The organism is Streptomyces sp. Y309, assembly GCF_056712025.1.
The window spans coordinates 1,546,341-1,565,108 of record NZ_CM160048.1 but is presented as its reverse complement, the minus strand read 5'-3'; the positions used below and the strand labels follow the sequence as shown (position 1 = coordinate 1,565,108).

The following is an 18,768-nucleotide window of genomic DNA, read 5'->3' as shown; positions in this document are numbered from 1 at the left end:
GAATGACCGTGTGCCGAAACAGAAGCAGCAGAAGAAGCCTCCGGTGACCCCCTCGCCCGAGCGGCGCGACGAACTGTTGAAGATCGCCGCGGACGTCTTCGCCGAACAGGGGTACAACGCCACGACCGTCCGCAAGATCGCGGACGCCGCGGGCATGCTCGCCGGCAGCCTCTACTACCACTTCGACTCCAAGGAGTCGATGCTCGAAGAGATCCTGCGCACGTTCCTGACGGAGCTGTGGGACGGGTACGACAGCGTGCTGTCCGCGCCGCTCGGCCCGCGCGAGACCCTGGAAGCCCTCGTCACCGAGTCCTTCCGGGAGATCGACCGGCACCGCTCGGCCGTCGCGATCTACCAGAAGGAGTCCAAGCACCTGGTCACCCAGACCCGGTTCGAGTACCTGGTCGAGTCCCAGCAGCGGTTCGAGAAGGCCTGGCTGACGACGCTGGAGCGCGGCGTCACCGAAGGCGTCTTCCGCGCCGACCTGGACATCCGCCTCGCCTACCGCTTCGTGCGCGACACCGTGTGGGTCGCCGCGTCCTGGTACCGCCCCGGCGGCGGCCACAGCCCCGAAGAGATCGCCCGCCAGTACCTGTCGATGGTCCTGGACGGCATCGCCGTACGCACGTAAACCCGCGCCGTCACCGCACGGCGCCAAGACCGCGAGGAGCACGCAGCCATGGCCGAGGCCTACATCGTCGAAGCGGTCCGCACGCCCGTCGGCAAGCGCGGCGGCGGCCTCGCCGCCGTGCACCCCGCCGACCTGGGCGCGCACGTCCTGAAAGCGCTCGTCGAGCGCAGCGGCATCGACCCCGCCGCCGTGGAGGACGTCGTCTTCGGCTGCCTGGACACCGTGGGACCGCAGGCCGGGGACATCGCGCGCACCAGCTGGCTGGCCGCGGGACTGCCCGAGGAAGTGCCGGGCGTGACCGTCGACCGGCAGTGCGGATCCTCCCAGCAGGCACTGCACTTCGCCGCCCAGGGCGTCCTCTCCGGCACCCAGGACCTCGTCGTCGCGGGCGGCACCCAGAACATGTCGATGATCCCCATCGCCTTCGCGTCCCGGCAGGCCGCCGTTCCACTCGGCCTCACCGAGGGGCCGTTCGCGGGCAGCGAAGGCTGGCGCGCCCGCTACGGGGACCAGCCCGTCAACCAGTTCCACGGCGCCGAGCTGATGGCCCGGAAATGGGGCATCTCCCGTACGGACATGGAGGAGTTCGCACTCACCTCCCACCAACGGGCCCTCCGCGCAGCCGACGAGGGCCGCTTCGACCGCGAACTCGTGCCCCTCGCGGGCGTCGTAGCCGACGAGGGGCCGCGCCGCGACACGACGGCGGAGAAGATGGCCGCCCTGAAGCCCGTCATGGACGGCGGCACCATCACCGCGGCCTGCTCCTCCCAGGTCTCCGACGGCGCCGCCGCGCTGCTCCTGGCCGGTGAACGGGCCGTCCGCCACCACGGGTTGACGCCCCGCGCCCGGATCCGCCACCTGTCCGTGCGCGGCGAGGACCCGATCCGGATGCTCTCCGCACCCATCCCCGCCACGGCCCACGCCCTCAAGAAGACCGGCCTGACGCTCGACGACATCGACCTCGTCGAGATCAACGAAGCCTTCGCGCCCGTCGTCCTGGCCTGGATCGCGGAGACCGGCGCCGACCCCGGGCGCGTCAACGTCAACGGCGGTGCCATCGCCCTGGGCCACCCTCTGGGTGCCACCGGCGCCCGCTTGATGACGACGCTGCTCCACGAACTGGAGCGCACCGGCGGCCGGTTCGGCCTCCAGACGATGTGCGAAGGAGGAGGCCAGGCCAACGTCACGGTGATCGAACGCCTTTGACCACCACCCGCCGCCCGCGCCCCCGTCCCGGCGCCGCCCCGGCGCACCGCACGCACGGCCTCACGACGGCATGGCATATGACAGGCTGTCATCCCTTGCGGGAGTACCTGCGCGGACCGGTCTCCGCGACGGCCCGGACCCGGCTAGTCTCAAGTTCTGTACGTCGATTGAGCGACCCCGGGAGGTAGCGCGATGACGCAGGGACGGCCCGGAGGCGGCGTCTGGGCCCCGCTGTGGGAGCGCGACGCGGAACTGGCCGCGGCCGAGCGCGCGGTGTCCGCACTGTGCTCGGACATGACGACCGAAGGCAGCCTGCTCGTCTTCAGCGGCGAGGCCGGCATCGGCAAGACCGCACTGCTCGCGGAAGTGCGTCGCATGGCACAGGGCCGCGCCAGGGTGCTGGTCGCCCGCGGCGGCGAGACCGTCGCCACGGTCCCCTTCAACGTCGTGCGGCAACTCCTGCAACCGCTCCTCGTCCCGCTCTCGCCCGAGGAGTCCCGCGAATACCTCGGCGACTGGTACGACATCGCGGGCCCCGCCCTCGGCATCACCGACCCCGGCAGCGGGCGGCCCGAGCCGCAGGCGGTGTGCGACGGCCTCGTCGACGTGGTCTCCCGCCTCGCCCGCGTGCACTGGCCGCTGGTCCTGATCGTCGACGACGCGCACTGGGCCGACCAGGAGACGCTGCGCTGGCTCGCCGCGTTCGCCGAGCGCCTCGACGACCTGCCCGTCCTCGTCGTGGTCGCCCACCGCTCCGGCGAGGCCACCGGCGACAGCGCCCGCCACCTCATGCGGATCGGCGCGGCGGCCCGCCCCACCACGGTCCTGCGCGCCCTCACCCCGGACGCCACGGCGGGCCTGACCCGCGCCACCCTCGGCGAGCACGCCGACGCCCCGTTCTGCCGCGAGGTCTGGGCGGTCACCGGCGGCAATCCGTACGAGTCGGTGGAACTGCTCGCCAAGGTGCAGGACAGCGAGATGGAGCCGGTGGAGAGCTCCGCCGCCGAACTGCGCGCCCTCAACCGCTCCGCACGCGGCCGCGGCCTCGTCGCCCGCCTGGAAGAACTCGGCACGGACGTGACCCGGTTCGCCTGGGCCGCCGCCATCCTCGGCTCCGCGATCTCCACCGAACTCGCCGCCTCGCTCGCCGGGATGACGCACGACGACGCCGAGCGCTGCGCGCGGCGGCTGCACACCGCGCGCATCATGACCAGCGGCGACGACGGCCTGGAGTTCGTGCACCCGCTGATCGCCACCGCCGTCTACCGCTCGATCCCCAACGCCACCCGCACCGCGATGCACGGCCGCGCCGCCTGGGCCGTCACCCGCTCCGGGCGCGGCGCCGCCGCGGCCTCCATGCACCTCCTGGAGGTCCACCCGGACGACGACCCGGAACTGGTCGGACAGCTCCGCGACGCCGCCGCCGAACACCTCGCGGTCGGCGCTCCCGACGCCGCCCGCCGCTGTCTGGAGCGGGCCCTGCGCGAGCCGCCCCGGCCCGATGTGCACGCCCACGTGCTCTACGAACTCGGCTGCGCCACGCTGCTCACCTCGCCCGTCACCACCATCGGGCACCTGCGCGAGGCCCTGTCCATGGCCGGCCTCAGCCAGGAGCTGCGCGTCGACGCCGTGTGCAGGCTCTCGCAGGCACTGGTGCACAACGACCAGCTCGGCGAGGGCCTGCGCGCCATCGACGAGGAGGCCGCCAAGCTCCCGGACGGCCCCGCCCGGCTGCGGCTCAAGGCCGTGCACTACATGTGGGAGGGCATCCACGCGGGCGAGTAGGACGCACCGGGACGCTCCCGCCGGCTCGCCGCGCTCGCCGGTCCGCTGACCGGCCGCGACAACGCCGAGCGCGCGCTGCTCATCCTGCGCGCCTTCGACGCGATGACCCGCGGGGAGAACGCCGAAGAGGTCGTCGAGCTGTGCGACCGCGCCCTCGTCAACGGCCGGCTCGCGCCCGGACTCGGCTGGACCGACGCCGAGTGGAGCTTCGAACTGCGCCTGATGCTCGGCGGGTCGTACGCGTTCGCGGACCGGCTCGACCGCGCGGAGAGCCTGTTCACGGAGGCCGTCAGGGCGTACGAGACGGCGGGCTGGAGCGGTGGTCACCTCGCCCTCGCGCACGCCTTCCTCGGCTATGTGCACCGCAGGCGCGGACGGCTCAGGGACGCCGAGAAGTCGCTGCGCGAGAGCCTGCGGCTCGCCGACCGCGTGGGCCAGGGCGGGCTCCCGATGCACTGGGAGGCGGCCAGCATGCTCATCGACACGCTGCTCGCCCGCGGCCACGCCGAGCAGGCCAGGGCCGTCGCCGACCGCTACGGCTTCGCGCCGCCCTCCGCGTCCACGATCTACGTACCCGACGCGATGTCCGTACGAGGAAGGCTGCTGCTCGCGCTCGGCCACCGGGAAGAGGGACTCAACGAACTGGAGGCCACCGCCAAGGCGTTGACGGCCCGCGGCCAGTACAACACCGTGCTCGCGCCGTGGGCCTACGACCTCGCCCGCGCGCTCGCCGACGAGGACCCGCGCCGGGCCGCCGACCTCGTCGCCGACGCCCGCGTGCAGGCCGAGCGGTTCGGGACGGACACGGCGATCGGCGAAGCGGTGCGGTGTGCGGCGGCGCTGGAGACGGGGCCTCGTGCCGTTGCCCTGTACGCCAAGGCCGTGACGTATCTGGAGGCCTCGCCCTGTGCGTACGAGCACGCCGTGGCGCGGGTCGAGTACGGGGTCGCCTCGGGCGCCGTGGACGAGTTGGAGCGGGGTATTGCCCTGGCGCGGGCGTGCGGGGCCGATGGGTTGGTGGCCCGGGCCGAGCAGGCTTTGGCCGGCCTGTAGGTTTCCTGGACGTGGTCCTGGGTGCCGCCGCGGGGGCTCCGCCCCCGGACCCCCGTATCGGCCTGAACGGCCTCGTCCTCAAACGCCGGACGGGCTGCAACCACCCTCCCCGCACGGGCTGAGGCGCGCCAGCGTCTCCTCCGCCTCCCGTACGATCCGCGCGATCAGCGCCCCGCACGACGGCACGTCCTCGATCAGGGCCGCCACTTGGCCCGACGCCATCACGCCCGCGTCCGTGCGGCCGTCCACCATCGACGCCTTGAGCATCATGGGGGTGTTCGCCGCCAGCAGGACCTGGCTCCACGTCAAGTCCTTGCCGTGGCGCATCGCCAGGCCGTCGCGGACCAGGCGCGGCCAGCTCGTGCCGGAGACGCGGCGGAACGCGGCCGCGTGGCGCACGGCGCGGGTCAGGGACCGGAGGGGGCCCGACCGCTCCAGCGCCGTCACCAGGTCCGTGCGCAGCATGCGGTGGGGGAGGCCGTCGACACGCGTGGTGACCGTGATGTCCTTGGCGGTCGCCGCCAGATAGCGGGCCTTCACCGCGTCCGGCACCGTCGACTCCGAGGTGAGGAGGAAGCGCGTGCCCATGGCGACGCCCGCCGCGCCGTAGGCAAGCGCCGCGACCAGGCCCCGGCCGTCGTAGAAGCCGCCCGCGGCGATCACCGGGATGTCGACGGCGTCCACGACCTGGGGCAGCAGCACCGTCGTGGCGACCTCGCCGGTGTGGCCGCCGCCCTCGCCGCCCTGCACCAGCACGGCGTCGGCGCCCCAGGCCGCCACCTTCTCCGCGTGCCGCCGCGCCCCGACGGACGGGACCACGAGCACACCGGCGTCCTTGAGCTCCGCCATCAGGTCCTTCGAGGGGGCGAGGGCGAAGGACGCGACCCGGACGCCCTCGTCGATCACGATCCGCACCCGCTCGCGCGCGTCCCCCGCGTCCGCCCGCAGATTCACGCCGAACGGCGCGTCCGTACGGGACTTGACCTCCCGCACCGCCGAGCGGAGCTGGTGGGGCGTCATCGTCGCGGAGGCCAGGATGCCGAGGGCGCCGGCGTTCGCCACCGCCGAGACCAGGCGCGGGCCCGCCACCCAGCCCATGCCGGTCTGGACGATGGGGTGGCGCACGCCGACCAGGCGCGTCAGAGCTGTGTGCGGGCCGGGCGGCGTCGCCGTGTGCGGGTCGGGTGGCGTCACGGCGTCCGCACCTCGCGCTCGCGCAGGCCCGAGGGGTCCACCACGTCACGTATCAGGCGCAGTTCGTCGTGGGTCGGCTCGCGGGTCGGCGGCACCTCGTCCGGCAGGGAGAGGGGGAAGCCTGTGGCCTCGCGGATCTCGGCGGCCGTCACGCCGGGGTGGACGCTCACCAGGCGCATCGCGTGGTCCGGCGTGGCGAAGTCGAAGACCCCGAGGTCCGAGACCACGCGGCGCAGCTCGTGGAAGCGCGTCGCCGACGGGCCTGCCGCGGCCGCGCTGTCGTACCCGACGCCGCAGATCATGTCGACGCGCTCGACGAACACGCGCGGTGAATGCCGCGGGATCCAGTAACTGACCGGGTTGTTGAGGGTGTTGGTGGGCGCGCCGCGGGCGCCCAGGAGCTGGCGGGACGGGCGCCGCCAGTCGCCGACACAGCTGATGTTCTGGTTGCCGAAGCGGTCGATCTGGCTCGCGCCCATCATCACGTGCCGCCTGCCGCCCATCACCATCGTCAGATGGCGGCGGTACGGCAGCCAGCCCTCCGTGACCACCGACGGCGCCCCGACCGCCGGCACGTCCCCGATCAGCAGTGCCTCGCCGTCCGTCAGGAGCAGGTCGGGCGCGAACGTCAGCTTCGCGAGGCGCGCCGCGATCGACGGGACCGTGCCCATGGGGGAGGCGAGGACCTCGCCGTCGCCCCGCCAGGCCTCGGCGCAGGCGACCACGCAGTAATCGGCGCGGGTGACCGTGGTGGGCGTCGTCATCGCTGCTCCTTGTGCCAGGCCTGGACGGCGAGTCGGTAGTCCTCCTCGGTCGTGCCGGTGAGGAAGCGGGCCTGGAAGGCCTGCCAGGTCTCCGGGGTGCGCGCCGCCGTCGCGTACTCCTTCTGGAAGGCCTCGTCCCGGCCGTAGTCCGGCGCGCACGACGTGAAGTGCGCCCCCTTGGGGGTCTCGGCCACGCCCGTCACCGCGTGCCGGGAGACGAGCAGGGTCTGCGGCGCCGCGTGCGCCGTCAGCTCCGCGGTGTCGACGATGCGCTCGCAGGTGACGTACGCCGTGTCGGCCGCCTCGCAGAACAGGTCGTCGAAGTACGGATCGGGGCCCAGATACTGGCCGTTGCCCAGGTGGTCCGCGCGGTTCAGGTGGACGAAGGCGGCGTCCAGGCGCAGGGCGGGCACGGCCACCAGTTCTTCGCCGTCCTCGTACGGTGAAGTCACCGTCCGCAGGGCCGGGTTGACGCGCAGCACGTCCGAGCCGAGGCCCGCGCGGACCGGCAGGAACGGCAGCCGCTGGGCGGCGGCCGTCAGGCCCTGCATGAACATCGCCTCGTCCAGCTCCACCAGTTCGAAGGCGCCGCGCTCGCGGGCCGCGCGGAAGTGCGGCTCCAGGGGGATCGAGTCGAGCGTCACGAACGCCGTGACCAGCTTGCGGATGCGGCCCGCCGTGGCGAGCAGTCCGACGTCCGGGCCGCCGAACGCCACCACCGTCAGGTCCGTGACCTCCGAACGCAGCAGCGCCCGCACCAGGGCCATCGGCTTGCGGCGCGAGCCCCAGCCGCCGATGCCGAGCGTCATGCCGCTCTCCAGGCGCCCCACGATCGCGTCGGGCGTCATGACCTTGCCGTTGCCGCTCATTAGAGGACCATCCCTTCTGCAGCCCTCACGAATAGGGTTGTGACCTCTCGGTCCCGGTGGGTGCACGGCCATTGCTGCGAGCCGCTTGACGGCCAGCATGAGTTCCGCCGGCCCCGCCGGGCCGAGGCCGTCTGATCGGCTTCAGGGACACGCCCCTTCGAGGGCCGATTAATGAGCTTCCGGCAGACGTCCTCACCACCGAGCAGGTGCTCCGCGTACGACACAGGAGTACTTCTTCCGTGTACATCGGATGGGACTGGGCGACCGATACCCACGACGTCACCGTCATGGACCACCTGGGCACCCGCGTGGACCGGTGGGAACTGGCCCATACCGAGGAGGGTTTGACCAAGACACTGGCCCGCCTGGCCACGTACGGGGCTCCGGCGGATCTTCCGGTGGCCATCGAAACCACCCGCGGCCTGGTCGTCGACCGGCTGCTGGCTGCCGGGCATCCGGTGGTGCCGGTGCACCCGAACGCCTTCCACGCGATGCGGCCGCGCTGGGGCGCCGCCAAGGCCAAGACGGACGCGGGCGACAGCATGAAACTCGCCGACTACCTGCGCACCGACGGGCACTTCCTGCCCCGTCTGGAGCCCACCGACCAGGCCACCCTGGACCTGCAAGCGCTCACCCGACAGCGCGCCGACCACATCGAGGCCAAGGTCGCCGCTGTCAACCAGCTCGCCGCGCTGCTGGACGCCCACTGGCCCGGTGGCAAGTCCGTCTTCTACGAACTCGACAGCGACATCGCTCTGGTCTTCCTTGAGCGCTACCCCACCCCGGCCTCCGCCGCCAAGCTCACCGCCGGGCGGCTGAAAGCCTGGTGCAACCGCCACGGCTACTCGGGCAAGAAGCCCGGCAGCGTGCTCATCGAACGCCTGCGCTCGGCACCGTCCGCGGCGTCCCGGCTCAGCCCGGCCGCCGTCGCACAGCTCGTCCGCGTCCAGGTCCAGCTCGTCCAGGGCATCCGCGCCACCATCCGCACGTTGGACAAGGCCATCACCGAGGCAGCCAAGGCCCACCCCTACGCACCGCTGTCCGCCACCATGCCGCGGATCGGTAAGGTCAACCTCGCCCAGATCATCGGCGAGCTCGGCCCGATCCTCGAACGCTCCCAGACCTGCGAGCAGTTCATCGCCGAAACCGGGGTCGTCCCCGTCACGAAAGCCTCCGGCAAGTCCCGCACGGTCGCCTTCCGCTACGCGACCAACCGCCGCGCACGCCTGGCTGTCACCACATTCGCCGACAACAGCAGACACGGCAGCGACTGGGCCGCGAAGATCTACACCGATGCCCGCGCACGCAAGAAGCGGCACCCCCATGCCATCCGCATCCTTGCCCGGGCATGGCTCCGCGTGATCTGGGCCTGCTGGCGCGACGGGACCTGCTACGACCCCGACACCCACCAAGCCAACGAAAAGATCAACACGGCTGCCGACACCCCCATGGCCGCATAGAGGTTGACTCAGGAAACTCATGCCGGGCCCTTCTGTCCCTGTCCTGCCTGTTCCTGCGTCGGTGCGTGCGTCGTCCGCCCGAAGCCGTCGCGGATGCGGGCGGCGAGGCCGCTCAGGTTCGCCTCGAAGGTGAAGCCCTGCTCGAAGCGGTAGCTGCGGTGCACGTCGACCGGGTCGATGCCGTTGATCGCGGCCTTGGCCAGGCGCAGCAGCGTGCCGTCCTTGCGGGCTATCTCGTGCGCCAACTCCAGCGCCGCCGCGCGCAGTTCCGCGCGCGGGACCACCCGCCACACCGAGCCGTGCGCGTGCAGCTCGGCGGCTGTCGCCGTGCGCGAGGTGTAGTACAGCGCGCGCATCAAGTGCTGGGGCACCAGGCGGGCCAGGTGGGTCGCCGCGCCGAGCGCGCCGCGGTCCAGCTCGGGCAGGCCGAAGGTCGCGTCGTCGCTCGCCACGATCGCGTCCGCGTTGCCGGCCAGGCCGATGCCGCCGCCCAGGCAGAAGCCCTGCACGGCCGCGACGACCGGGACCTCGCACGCATACACCGCCGAGAACGCCTCGGAGCAGCCGTGGTTGGCGCCGATCAGGGCTTCGTGACCGGGGTCGCGCTGCATCTCCTTGATGTCCACGCCCGCGTTGAACCCCCGGCCGGCCGCGGCGAGGACCACGCAGCGGACGGCCGGGTCGCGGCCCGCCGCGCGCACCGCGTCCGCGAGGTCGTACCAACCCCGCACGGGCAGGGCGTTCACCGGGGCGTAGTCGACGGTGACGACGGCCACGCCCTCGTCCGGAACCGAGGTGGAGACAGGCATCAGCGGATCCGCTACCTTTCAACCAGCGTCCTCAACCAAACATTTGTTAGTTGCTTGGGAAGGTAGCAGCCATGACTGACAAGGGACAGATGGTCGTGGTCACCGGCGGCACCCGCGGTGTCGGCGCCGGCATCGCGCGCCGCTTCCTGGCCGCCGGGGCGCGCGTGGTCGTCTGCGCCCGCAGGCCACCCGACGCGCCCGTCGAAGTGCCGGGCAGCGCCGCCGAGTTCCGTCCTCTCGACGTGCGCGACGCCGAAGCGGCCGCGGAGTTCTTCGCCGCGGTCGCGGCCGACCACGGTGGGATCGACGTCCTGGTGAACAACGCGGGCGGCACCCCCTTCGGCCTGCTCGCCGAGACGCCCGCCGCCCGCCAGACGAAGATCGTCCAACTGAACCTGCTGGCGCCGCTCTACACCTCCCTGGCCGCCTATGAGGTGATGCGCCGTCAGGAGTCGGGCGGCGTCATCGTGATGATCGGCAGCGTGAGCGGCACCCGCCCCTCACCCGGCTCCGGTGCCTACGGCGCGGCCAAGGCGGGCTTGGAGAACCTGGCGCGCACCATGGCGGTCGAATGGGCGCCGCAGGTGCGCGTGAACACCGTCGTGCTCGGTCTGACCCGCACCGAGAGCTCCCACCTCCACTACGGCGACGAGGACGGCGTCGCGGCGGTGGGCCGCACGGTCCCGCTGGGCCGCCTCGCTGAGCCTGCCGACGTCGGGGACGCCTGCCTGTTCCTCGCCTCCGACGCCGCGCGGTACGTGAGCGGCTCGGCGCTGCACCTGCACGGCGGGGGTGAGCGGCCCGCGTTCCTCGACGCGGCCTCCGTGAACCACTGACTCCCGTCCGCCCCGTCCGCCCCGCCCACGCCAACCACCCACCGCACCGCACAAAGGAGTTCCCGCATGAATGCTGTCGCCGGTCCCGGGATCTGCGCGGGCCGCGTCGTGATCGTCACGGGCGCGGGCCGGGGCCTCGGGCGCGCGCACGCGCGTGCCTGCGCCGCCGAGGGCGCGCGGGTCGTCGTCAATGACTTGGGCGTGGGCCTCGACGGCTCGGGTGCCTCCGGTGGTCCCGCACAGGAGGTCGTCGAGGAGATCCGCGCGGCGGGCGGCGAGGCGGTCGCGCACGTGGGGGACGTCGCCACCACCGAGGGTGCCGCGTCCCTCGTACAGGCGGCTCTGGAGACGTACGGACGGCTGGACACCCTCGTGAACAACGCCGGGTTCCTGCGCGACCGGATGCTGGTGAACCTCGACGAGGACGCCTGGGACGCCGTCGTACGCGTTCATCTGAAGGGGCACTTCCTGCCCCTGCGGCACGCCGCCGCGCACTGGCGTGCCGAGTCCAAGGCGGGTCGCGGGCCGCACGCGTGCGTGGTCAACACCAGCTCCGGAGCGGGGCTGTTGGGCAGCGTCGGGCAGGGCAACTACAGCGCCGCCAAAGCGGGGATCCTCGGCCTGACCCTGGTCGCCTCCGCCGAACTCGCCGCCTACGGAGTGCGGGTGAACGCCATCGCGCCCGCCGCGCGGACCCGCATGACCGAGGAGACCTTCGCCGGCACGATGGCCGCCCCCGAAGACGGCGGTTTCGACGCGATGGCCCCGGAGAACGTGTCCCCGCTGGTCGTCTGGCTCGGCTCGGAGTCCTCCGCCGGGGTCACCGGTCGCGTCTTCGAGGCCGAGGCGGGCCGCATCACCGTCATGGAGGGCTGGCGGCCCGGCCCGACCGCCGACAAGGGCGCCCGCTGGAGCGCGGCCGAGGCGGGCGAGACGGCCCTGAAACTGCTGTCCCGGGCCGAGACGCCGCAGCCGGTGTACGGGGCGCGGTGAACGCCCCGGGGCGGGGCGCGCTCACTTCCTGAGGGGTGGGGTGCCCGCCTGGGAGGCGGGACTTCTGTACTGGGGCGGCGTGCCTGCCGGGGGACGGGCGCCTGCGGGAGGGCGTGCCTGCCAGGGGCGGGGCGCGTTGACTTCCCGGGGGTCGGGTGTCCGCCTGGGAGGCGGGGCTCCTGTCCTAGGACGGCGTGCCTGCCGGGGGACGGGTGCCTGTCGGAGGGCGTGCCTGCCAGGGGCGGGGCACGTTGACTTCCCGGGGGTCGGGTGTCCGCCTGGGAGGCGGGGCTCCTGTCCTAGGACGGCGTGCCTGCCGGGGGACGGGCGCCTGTCGGAGGGCGTGCCTGCCAGGGGGCGAGGCGCGCTGACTTTCCGGCGGTGGGGTGCCTGCCCGGGAGGCGGGGCTTCTGCCCTGGGGCGGGGTGCCTGCCAGGGGACGGGCACCTGTCGGGGGCGGTGCCTGCCGGGGCGCCGGTGGCAGCCGGAGGGGGTGCCTGTCCGGGAGGGGCTCTGCGGGCAGGCACCCCCCGGCGTCACACCCCTGACGCCACCCGCACAGGCTCCGTGCCGTCCGCGCTGTGTCGTGCCGCCCAGTTCTCCAGGGAGGTGCGGCAGGCGTGGTCGAGGTGGCGCAGGTCCGAGAGGTCCAGTTCGATCGGGCGGTCCTGGGGCAGGGCCTCCAGCGCGTCGAGGATCTTCGGCAGGCGCAGGAACGTGGCGTTCCCCGACAGGTGGGCGCGGATGGGGCCCGCCCCCTTGTCGACGACGTCAATGTGCACGTGCGAGGTCTCCCACGCCGTCTTGACGACGGCGAGCGCGAGCCCGATGAGGACGCCCTCGAACATGCTCACCGAGACGATCGCGACGGCCGTCACCACGAGCACGACCGCCTCGCCCCGGTGCTCGCGCCACAGCCCCGCCACCTCCTTCACGGGCACCAGCTTGCAGCCCGCGTGCACCAGGACACCCGCGAGCGCGGCGACCGGGATGAGGCCGAGCGCGGCGGGCAGCAGGGCCGCGAACAGCAGCAGCCACACACCGTGCAGCACCCGCGAAGCCTTCGTGCGGGCGCCCGCCTGCACGTTGGCGGCACTGCGTACGATCACCGCGGTCATCGGCAGGGCACCGAGGAGCCCGCACACGGTGTTGCCCGCGCCCTGCGCGATCAGCTCCTTGTCGTAGTCGGTCCGCGGACCGTCGTGCAGGCGGTCCACGGCGGCCGCGCTGAACAGGCTCTCCGCGGACGCGATCAGCGCGAACGCCAGGACGGTGCCGATCGCGCCGAGCGTCGCGAGCTCACCGAAGGCGCTGCTGCCGGGCGGCTGCACCGCCTCGATCAGGCCCTGCACCTCGACGGTCGCCACGGGCAGCGAGAACAGCACGGACAGGCCGGTGGCCAGGGCGACGGCGGCCAGCGGCGCCGGGATCGTGCCAAGCGCGCCGGGCATCCTGCGCCACAGCAGCAGCACCGCGATGGTGCCCGCGCCGAGCGCGAAGGCGGTCAGCGCGCGTTCGGAGCCGAACGTGTCGGCCAGCAGCTCCGGCAGGCCCCCGATCTTCGCGAGCCCGCTGGCCGGTGCCTCCTGGTCCGCCATCGCGTACAGCTGCCCGGCGATCAGGACGAGCCCGATCCCGGCGAGCATGCCCTCGACGACGGCGACGGAAATGGCGCGGAAGAACCGGCCGAGCCGCAGCGCGCCCATGACGAGCTGGAGCAGTCCCGCGGCAAGGACCAGCGCGCCGAGCGCCGAGAGGCCGAACTCCCGTACGGCCTCGTACACAAGGACCGTCATACCGGCCGCGGGGCCGCTGACCTGGAGACTGCTGCCGGGCAGCAGTCCGGTGACGAGACCGCCGACGATGCCGGTGATCAGCCCCAGTTCGGCGGGCACGCCGGAGGCGACGGCGACACCCACGCACAGGGGGAGTGCGACGAGAAAGACCACTACGGAGGCCGTGAGATCGTGCCGGCGGTCTCCGGAGACCTTCAACAGCGATCGGGCACGGTGACGGGAACGGTCGAGAAAATGCTGCATGGGGGATGACTCCTGAGCGCCACGGGGGGCGTGTCGGTGCTCGGTGTGACATGGATCGGCGCAGGTCGTCGTCACGGCGACGCGGAGAGGCCGCGAGGGCGGGCTCTCTGGGGGCGCGTGCGCCGGCGACGGGCGCCGATCAGCAGCGGAAGACCTGGAGCAGGGGCGGCAGTTCGCCGCCCGCGGGTCTGCTCTCTTCGTACGCGACGACGCGCGGGTGGCACGGTGGTGCGGGTATGTCCTGCGCCATGGGGGCGGGCGGGGTCACGTGGCCGTCGGTCACGGGGCAGGCGTGCGGGCGTGCCCGGGTCCGCATGTGCTCGGGCGCTCCCTCAGCGCCCGTCGGGTCGCCGCACGCCGTGTACGCGACCGGTTCGCCGGTCCCCGTGACCGCGTGGGCGGCGGGGGACGGGCCGAGGCACTGGAGGACGACCAGGAGCACGGTGGCCAGGGCGGTGGGCACCCAGTGGTGGCCTCGCCGTCCGGCCGGTCGGGGCACGTGCTCACCTCCGTACACGAAGTTCCATGGTCAAGTGGAAACTTAGGCTACAGATGTGTCACGGGGGTGACTTGACGGTGACAATGTGCGGCGTCTCACGCCCTGCGGGGCCCCAAGCCCGCCCCTTCCCGAACCGGAGGCTACCGCCCCCGGACCCCCGCTATCGGCCTGAACGGCCTCGTCCTCAAACGCCGGACGGGCTGACAGGTGCCGGAGCGTGCCGACGAGGTCCCGTAAGGGCTGGTTAGGGCGGGCGGGTGGGAAAGATAGCCCCTCCGGCGTTTGAGGAGCGGGGTCTGGGGCGGAGCCCCAGGAGGGCGGGCGGGTGGGGATGTTCAGCGGCGCTTCAAGGCGCGGTCTGTGAGGGTGCCCGCGCAGCCCGTCCAGTGGGTGGGGTCCGTCAGGGCGGCCAACTCCGCTTTGGTGAGCGGGGAGTGGGGAGCGGGGCCGGTGCCCCGGGGCGGCGCGGACAGTTCGGCGGCCAGTGCGGCCGCCAGCGTTTCGCCCCGCTCCCGGGACCGTCTCGCCGCCGAGGCCACCAGCGCGGCCGCCCGTTCCCGGCCGAGCGTCGGTGTCAGTGCCACGACGAGGCGTTCGGAGGTGATCGAACCGCCGGTGAGGTCGAGGTTGGCGCGCATCCTGTCGGGGTGGACCTGGAGGCCCCCGCACAGGTCGGCGGCGTCCCGGGTCGCCCCGCCCACCAGCCGCAACAGGTCCCGCAGGGGCTCCCATTCGGCGTGCCACGCGCCCGGAGGGCGCTCGTCGGCCGCGGTCAGGGACGCGAGCAGGGTGGCCGCGAGGGCGGGGGCGCGGTGGGCCGCGGCGGCGATCAGCGTGGCGCGGACCGGGTTGGCCTTGTGCGGCATCGCGGAGGACGTGCCCCCGGTGCCTTCGGAGAGTTCGCCGATCTCCGTGCGGGAGAGCGTGAGGACGTCGGCGGCGAGTTTGCCGAGCGCCCCGGCGGTGAACGCCAGCGCGGCGGCGAGGTCCGCGACGGGCGTACGGAGCGTGTGCCAGGCCAGGGCGGGCTCGGCGAGCCCCAACTCCCGGGCGTAGGCGGTGACAAGGCCGGGCCCGGGGCCGCCCCAGGCCTCCACCACCGCCAGCGTCCCCACCGCCCCGCCCCACTGCGCCGGCAGCGTGCCCCGCACCCCCGCGAGCCGGTCCCGCGCGTCCAGGGCCAGGGAGCGCCAGCCCGCCGCCTTGAGGCCGAACGTCGTCGGCGCCGCGTGCTGGGTCAGGGTGCGGCCGGGCATCGCGGTGTCGCGGTGGGCCCGGGCGAGGCGGGCCAACTCCCGTTCCAGGCGGGCCAGATCCGGCAGGAGGACGTCCAGCGTCCGGGCCGCCACCAGCATCGCCGCCGTGTCCAGGACGTCCTGGCTGGTCGCGCCCCGGTGGACGTACGCGGCCGCCTCCTCGGGCACCGCCGCCCTCAGGTCCGCCACCAGCGGGATCACCGGGTTGCCGCCGCCCCGGGCGCGTACCGCGATGTCCCGCGCGTCGAAGCGGGCGGCGTCGGCGGCCGCCTCGGTGACCGCGGCCGCCGCCGAGGCCGGTGCCACGCCCAGCGCCGCCTGCGCCCGTGTGAGCGCCGCCTCCGCGTCCAGCATGGCCTGCAGGAAGGCCTGGTCGCCCGTCGTACGCTCCGCGGGCGAGCCCGCACGCCCTGGGGCCAGCAGGCCGACGTCGAGGCCTGGGTCGGCGGCGTGATCGGGATCGGAGGGGTGACCGGGACCGGCAGCGTGACCGGTGTCGGCGGCGTGACCGGGCTCGGCGGGGTGGCCCCTTCCACCGCTCACTCGAACTCCAAGAACACCGTCTCGCCCTCCCCTTGGAGGCGTATGTCGAAGCGGTACGCGCGGTACGGCCCCGGCCGGGCGAGGAGCGTCGCGCGGCGCCCCGCGTCCAGGGTCGCGAGCAGCGCGTCGCCGGGCTCGTCGCGTAGGTACGCGCGCGTGTACAGGTGGTCCAGGAGGCCGCGTGCGAAGAGGGCGATCGAGAGGTAGGGGGCGCCGCCGGGCAGGAGGGTGTGTATCGCCCAGTGGCCGTCCGCGTCCGTGGGCACGCGGCCGAAACCCGTGAACGTGACGCCGTCGCGGCCCGCCGGGCGGCCGGTCACGGGGTCGCGGCGCAGGGAGCCGGGCGCGCCCGTGCGGGAGCCGTCCGGTGCGGGCTGCCAGATCTCCAGGAGGGCGTCGGGGACAGGTTCCCCGGCGCCGTCGTACACGTATCCGTGGAGGGTGATCGTGTCGGGACGGCTGACGGGTGCGATTTCGGCGCCGCCCGTGGAGGGCAGCGCGTGGCCGTAGAAGGGGCCGATGGTCTGGGAGGGGGTGGGGGCGTGGGGACCGTGGGGTGTCGTCACCGGGTCTCGCCCTCCTCGAAGAGCGTGGCGGACGGGCCGTCCAGGACGACGTCCCAGCGGTAGCCGAGCGACCACTCCGGCACCGAGAGGCCGTGGTCGTACGCGGCCACCAGCCGGGCCCGCGCCGCCTCGTCGGTGACCGAGTGCAGCACCGGGTCGAGGGCGAGGAGCGGGTCTCCGGGGAAGTACATCTGCGTCACCAGGCGCTGCGTGAACGCCGTGCCGAAGAAGGAGAAGTGCAGGTGCGCGGGGCGCCACGCGTTGTCGTGGTTGCGCCACGCGTAGGCGCCCGGCCTGATGGTGGTGAAGGTGTACGTTCCGTCGTCGTCGGTGAGGCAGCGGCCGCAGCCCGTGAAGTTCGGGTCGAGGGGCGCCGGGTGCTGGTCGCGGCGGTGGGCGTACCTGCCTGCCGCGTTCGCCTGCCACAGCTCGACCAACTGGCCGCGCACCGGCCGCCCTCGACGGTCCCGGACCCGCCCGGTGACCGTGATCCGCTCACCGATCGGATCGCCCGTGTGCTGCCGGGTGAGGTCGCCGTCGAGCGGGGTGACGTCGGTGATGCCGAAGACGGGGCCGGTCAGCTCCACGGCCTCGGGGTCGCGGACCGGGACGGGCGGGCCGTGCGGGGTGCGGAGCTTGAGGCTGCGGTAGGGCGGGGGAGAGGGGGTCATGTGCGGGTGCTCCTCCCTGAGGGGTGAGGGATGTGCGGGGCCGGAGGCCGGCGTGGGGCGGCGCGTGCTCCGGGGGTGCGCGCGCGCACCTCGGCCGCCGTCCTGGCGAGGACCTCGTCGACGCCGACACCGGGCGCGCACTCGGTCAGTTCGAGTCCGTCGGCGGTGACGTCCAGGACCGCGAGGTCCGTGATGACGCGGTGCACGCAGGCCCGGCCGGTCAGCGGCAGGTCGCACTCCTCGACGAGCTTCGGGGAGCCATCCTTGGCGGTGTGCGTCATCGTCACGATCACCGTCCGGGCGCCGTGCACCAGATCCATCGCGCCGCCGATGCCGGTGACGAGCCGGCCGGGCACCGCCCAGTTGGCGAGGTCCCCGCGCGCGGAGACCTGCATCGCGCCGAGCACGGCCACGTCGATGTGGCCGCCGCGGATCATCCCGAAGGACAGCGCGGAGTCGAAGAACGCGGCGCCCGGCCGCACCGTCACCGTCTCCTTGCTCGCGTTGATCAGGTCGGGATCCACCGCGTCCGCCGCCGGATACGGGCCGACCCCGAGGATGCCGTTCTCGGACTGCACGACCACCTCGACGCCGGGCGGGAGATGGCCCGGGATGAGCGTGGGCAGGCCGATGCCGAGGTTCACGTACTGGCCGTCGCGCAGCTCGCGGGCCGCGCGGGCCGCCATCTGCTCACGGGTCCAGGCCATCAGGCGCTCACCGTCCGGTTCTCGACGCGCTTGTCGGCCGCCTCGGCCGGGCTCAGCGCCACCACGCGCCGCACGAAGACACCGGGCAGATGCACCGCGTCCGGATCGATGACGCCGGGCTCCACCAGCTCCTCCACCTCCGCGACCGTGACCCTTCCGGCCATCGCGGCAAGGGGGTTGAAGTTCCGGCTCGACCCGGCGAACACCAGGTTCCCGTGCCGGTCGCCGCGGGCCGCCCGCACCAGCGCGAAGTCGGTGCGGATGGCGTGCTCCAGGACGTGTGGGACGCCGTCGAACTCCCGGACCTCCTTGGGCGGCGAGGCCACCGCGACCCCGCCCCGGCCGTCGTACCGCAGCGGCAGCCCGCCCTCCGCGACCTGCGTGCCGACACCGGCCGGCGTGTAGAAGGCGGGGATGCCGCAGCCCCCGGCCCGCAGCCGCTCGGCGAGCGTGCCCTGGGGGATCAGCTCCACCTCCAGCTCACCGGACAGGTACTGGCGCGCGAACTCCTTGTTGGCGCCGATGTACGAGCCCGTCACGCGCGCGATGCGGCGCGCCGCGAGGAGCACGGCAAGCCCCGTGTCCAGGGCGCCGCAGTTGTTGGAGACCACGCTCAAGTCCCGGACGCCCCGGGCGTGCAGGGCCCCGATGAGGACGTTCGGCACGCCGCCGAGCCCGAATCCGCCGACGGCGAGGGAAGCGCCGTCCTGTACGTCGGCCACCGCGTCCGCGGCCGTCGCGACCACCTTGTCCATCCGGGCCGGCCTCGTCTCTCCCGCCGGAGCAGGGACTTCATCAATACCGGGACTTCATCAGCACACTGACTATTTCTGTGGACCCCGACTCACGCTGCCACCGCCGTATGAAGCCGTCAAGACGCCCTTGAA

General features: G+C 73.4%; 16 protein-coding genes and 1 pseudogene. 6 read left to right on the top strand and 11 right to left on the bottom strand.

From position 1 onward, the window contains the following. The first annotated feature begins 10 nt into the window (after nt 1-10). The 3 genes and pseudogenes from AC0KTA_RS05500 (at nt 11) to AC0KTA_RS05490 (ending at nt 4,675) form a co-directional block, all read left to right on the top strand. Nucleotides 11-631 (top strand): TetR/AcrR family transcriptional regulator, encoded by a 621-nt coding sequence (locus AC0KTA_RS05500; RefSeq protein WP_481053966.1) that lies wholly within the window; start codon nt 11-13, stop codon nt 629-631. Between the two features lie 48 nt (nt 632-679). Further along, nucleotides 680-1,837, top strand: a complete 1,158-nt coding sequence (locus AC0KTA_RS05495; protein WP_481053965.1) for an acetyl-CoA C-acetyltransferase — start codon at nt 680-682, stop codon at nt 1,835-1,837. Nucleotides 1,838-2,029: 192 nt separating this feature from the next. Continuing rightward, a pseudogene (locus AC0KTA_RS05490) lies at nt 2,030-4,675 on the top strand (ATP-binding protein). A 78-nt stretch (nt 4,676-4,753) separates the two neighbouring features. On the opposite strand, the gene AC0KTA_RS05485 reads toward AC0KTA_RS05490, so the two are convergent. The 3 genes from AC0KTA_RS05485 to AC0KTA_RS05475 all read right to left on the bottom strand — a co-directional run bounded on the left by AC0KTA_RS05485 (nt 4,754) and on the right by AC0KTA_RS05475 (nt 7,502). Then, the gene (locus AC0KTA_RS05485) at nt 4,754-5,773 is read right to left on the bottom strand and encodes an NAD(P)H-dependent flavin oxidoreductase (protein ID WP_481056315.1); all 1,020 of its coding nucleotides are present in this window, start codon (nt 5,771-5,773) and stop codon (nt 4,754-4,756) included. A gap of 92 nt (nt 5,774-5,865) precedes the next feature. Next, nucleotides 5,866-6,633 carry a CoA-transferase subunit beta gene (locus tag AC0KTA_RS05480; protein WP_481053964.1) on the bottom strand — a complete coding sequence of 256 codons (768 nt, stop codon included), beginning with the start codon at nt 6,631-6,633 and terminating at the stop codon, nt 5,866-5,868. Beyond that, the gene (locus tag AC0KTA_RS05475) at nt 6,630-7,502 is read right to left on the bottom strand and encodes a CoA transferase subunit A (RefSeq protein WP_481053963.1); all 873 of its coding nucleotides are present in this window, start codon (nt 7,500-7,502) and stop codon (nt 6,630-6,632) included. The genes AC0KTA_RS05480 and AC0KTA_RS05475 overlap by 4 nt, the downstream gene beginning before the upstream one ends. Before the next feature lie 239 nt (nt 7,503-7,741). Here AC0KTA_RS05475 and AC0KTA_RS05470 point away from each other — a divergent pair, with 239 nt between their 5' ends. Further along, nucleotides 7,742-8,962, top strand: coding sequence for an IS110 family RNA-guided transposase (locus AC0KTA_RS05470; RefSeq protein ID WP_481051254.1), 1,221 nt, complete (start codon nt 7,742-7,744; stop codon nt 8,960-8,962). A 17-nt stretch (nt 8,963-8,979) separates the two neighbouring features. Here AC0KTA_RS05470 and AC0KTA_RS05465 read toward each other — a convergent pair whose 3' ends face one another. Further along, a complete protein-coding gene (locus AC0KTA_RS05465) occupies nt 8,980-9,771 on the bottom strand; it encodes an enoyl-CoA hydratase family protein (protein ID WP_481053962.1) in 792 nt (263 codons plus the stop codon). Nucleotides 9,772-9,842: 71 nt separating this feature from the next. On the opposite strand from AC0KTA_RS05465, the gene AC0KTA_RS05460 reads away from it, so the two are divergent. Both AC0KTA_RS05460 and AC0KTA_RS05455 read left to right on the top strand, forming a co-directional pair. Further along, a complete protein-coding gene (locus AC0KTA_RS05460; protein WP_481053961.1) occupies nt 9,843-10,607 on the top strand; it encodes an SDR family oxidoreductase in 765 nt (254 codons plus the stop codon). A 66-nt stretch (nt 10,608-10,673) separates the two neighbouring features. Beyond that, nucleotides 10,674-11,600, top strand: a complete 927-nt coding sequence (locus tag AC0KTA_RS05455) for an SDR family oxidoreductase (RefSeq protein WP_481053960.1) — start codon at nt 10,674-10,676, stop codon at nt 11,598-11,600. A 536-nt stretch (nt 11,601-12,136) separates the two neighbouring features. Here the strand turns inward: AC0KTA_RS05455 and AC0KTA_RS05450 are convergent. From AC0KTA_RS05450 to AC0KTA_RS05420, 7 genes are all read right to left on the bottom strand, one after another. Next, nucleotides 12,137-13,639 (bottom strand): SulP family inorganic anion transporter, encoded by a 1,503-nt coding sequence (locus AC0KTA_RS05450; protein WP_481053959.1) that lies wholly within the window; start codon nt 13,637-13,639, stop codon nt 12,137-12,139. Nucleotides 13,640-13,778: 139 nt separating this feature from the next. Then, nucleotides 13,779-14,138 (bottom strand): hypothetical protein, encoded by a 360-nt coding sequence (locus AC0KTA_RS05445; RefSeq protein ID WP_481053958.1) that lies wholly within the window; start codon nt 14,136-14,138, stop codon nt 13,779-13,781. Between the two features lie 335 nt (nt 14,139-14,473). Next, on the bottom strand, nt 14,474-15,817 hold the full coding sequence (gene pcaB / locus AC0KTA_RS05440; RefSeq protein ID WP_481056314.1) for a 3-carboxy-cis,cis-muconate cycloisomerase: 1,344 nt from the start codon (nt 15,815-15,817) through the stop codon (nt 14,474-14,476). 116 nt (nt 15,818-15,933) lie between these two features. After that, nucleotides 15,934-16,503: a protocatechuate 3,4-dioxygenase subunit alpha gene (gene pcaG / locus AC0KTA_RS05435; protein ID WP_481053957.1), complete on the bottom strand. Its 570-nt coding sequence runs from the start codon at nt 16,501-16,503 to the stop codon at nt 15,934-15,936. Further along, nucleotides 16,500-17,174, bottom strand: a complete 675-nt coding sequence (gene pcaH / locus AC0KTA_RS05430; RefSeq protein WP_481053956.1) for a protocatechuate 3,4-dioxygenase subunit beta — start codon at nt 17,172-17,174, stop codon at nt 16,500-16,502. The genes pcaG and pcaH overlap by 4 nt, the downstream gene beginning before the upstream one ends. Continuing rightward, nucleotides 17,171-17,881 (bottom strand): CoA transferase subunit B, encoded by a 711-nt coding sequence (locus tag AC0KTA_RS05425; RefSeq protein WP_481053955.1) that lies wholly within the window; start codon nt 17,879-17,881, stop codon nt 17,171-17,173. The genes pcaH and AC0KTA_RS05425 overlap by 4 nt, the downstream gene beginning before the upstream one ends. Then, the gene (locus AC0KTA_RS05420) at nt 17,881-18,636 is read right to left on the bottom strand and encodes a CoA transferase subunit A (protein WP_481053954.1); all 756 of its coding nucleotides are present in this window, start codon (nt 18,634-18,636) and stop codon (nt 17,881-17,883) included. The genes AC0KTA_RS05425 and AC0KTA_RS05420 overlap by 1 nt, the downstream gene beginning before the upstream one ends. Between the last annotated feature and the right edge of the window lie 132 nt (nt 18,637-18,768).